The sequence below is a fragment of the Streptococcus pseudopneumoniae genome, from assembly GCF_038148935.1.
Classification (GTDB): domain Bacteria; phylum Bacillota; class Bacilli; order Lactobacillales; family Streptococcaceae; genus Streptococcus; species Streptococcus pseudopneumoniae_U.
In genome coordinates this window covers 1-442 of the sequence record NZ_JBBJZX010000216.1, presented here as the reverse complement: position 1 = coordinate 442, position 442 = coordinate 1, and the positions used below count along the sequence as shown (strand labels likewise).

Below are 442 nucleotides of genomic sequence, written 5' to 3'. Positions count from 1 at the left end.
ACTCAGCGCTCTGGTGGCTGGTTCGAAGTCCGTATTGAAGTGAATTACAGAGGTTTAAAAGCCTCTGCTTTCACTCATTTGGATAATATCAACGATGGCGAACGAGGCGCTGCAGGAGAACGTGGTCCGCAGGGTGTCCAAGGCGAAAGAGGGCAACAAGGACTGCAGGGCATTCAAGGGCCTAGAGGAGCAGATGGTGCGCCCGGCCAAAACATCATCAACCAAAACGGTGGGCAAGCCTTGAAATATTGGGTTGGTACAAAGGCTCAATATGAAGCTATCAGAACGAAAGACCCCAATACTATCTATGATGTGTATGAACCAAGATAGAAAGGAAAAACATATGACACAATTTAATGAATTTATCATCGCTTTTGCGACAGGCTTTTTAGCAGTAGCAATAGGCGGTATTGTAAAGGCAGTGAAAGACTATCTTTTGCGT

At 45.7% G+C, this 442-nt stretch carries 1 protein-coding gene and 1 pseudogene; both read left to right on the top strand.

Features of this window, described 5'->3' with window-relative positions; genetic code table 11:
* The coding region (locus tag WKI42_RS10690) for a phage upper tail fiber protein (RefSeq protein ID WP_440581624.1) at positions 1-330 on the top strand (330 nt) is incomplete at its 5' end.
* 13 nt (positions 331-343) lie between these two features.
* Positions 344-442: pseudogene (locus tag WKI42_RS10685) on the top strand (phage holin); the annotation flags it as partial.